The organism is Gammaproteobacteria bacterium, from assembly GCA_003696665.1.
Classification (GTDB): Bacteria; Pseudomonadota; Gammaproteobacteria; order Enterobacterales.
In genome coordinates this window covers 1-1095 of the sequence record RFGJ01000195.1, presented here as the reverse complement: position 1 = coordinate 1095, position 1095 = coordinate 1, and the positions used below count along the sequence as shown (strand labels likewise).

The following is a 1095-nucleotide window of genomic DNA, read 5'->3' as shown; positions in this document are numbered from 1 at the left end:
GTCGACGACGATGACCTCGACCCTTGCGGTCGAAGCCAATGCCGCTTCAACGCAATGCCTCAGCAGCTCGCCGGCATTGAAATTGACGATGACGATCGAGGAAACGCTAGACATCATAAGTTCCAATTTCCGATATCATACTCCGCGTTCGGGCCTTCTCAAATAAAGAAACCAATGAAAAGAACTTGCCATTGTAGCTGTGAACTCCGGAAATAGCACCAATGCGAGTAATGGCAAGGCATAGTAACCGGGAACGCTCTTAGACGACACCCCTGCTCTCCAAGCATGCAACCGGGACGAAATGCTATCGCCCATCACGACTTTCTCGATTGACTCCATAATTGTCAGTCGCTTGCTAAGCGACTTTTTCTCATTTAGGAACTTATCAGGATTAACCGACATTATCTTATTCAAATCGTGAAGCCAGCTACGATACAGCAGCACGTAACCTGATATCTTTCTTCTTAACACCTCTAACGGCTTGCTGTTATGGGAAAACCTTAAAGAAGCGACGATGCTATCATGGTGGGCCCTGTAGTAAACCAATGGCTCATTGATAACTTGTATCCCATTCTCTCGAAGAAGCGAAGCGCGAAAGGGGATTACCTGATCCTCAAGATCTTGCTCTGCATCCAAGGGGCCGAACACATCAAACACCTTTCGATCAAAGGCACAAAGAAATAGTCCGGCATTTCTGCGCCTGATCATGGCCATACAATCGAAACTCTCTGGGATATTACCTGAATAAAATCTTCCTATCGGAATTCCTTCAGCATCAATTACTTTGGGGTTGCACCCAAACACTAAGGCACCTGATCTCTTCCACTCTTGAACAAGGCGCCTTGTTTTATCAGGCATGGCAACATCATCCCCAGCCCCGACGACGATCAACCTCCCACTAGCAAGCCGCACCAAGCGATTAAGGTGCTCAACTATGCCAAGGTTCTCCGAGTTTCGGCGAAGAACGAGGCGCCGAACATTAGGGTAAAGCTTGCATGTGGACAGAATTCGCTGGTAAGAACCATCCGTCGAACAATCATCAGAAATAATAATCTCCATGTCTTCATAAGTTTGCGCCAACGCACTCTTCACAGC

The 1095-nt window shown here is 47.4% G+C and carries 1 protein-coding gene; it reads right to left on the bottom strand.

All coding sequences use genetic code 11. From position 1 onward, the window contains the following. Window positions 1-135: 135 nt before the first annotated feature. Window positions 136-1095: glycosyltransferase (locus D6694_05610; protein ID RMH44600.1), on the bottom strand; the 960-nt coding region annotated here is incomplete at its 5' end.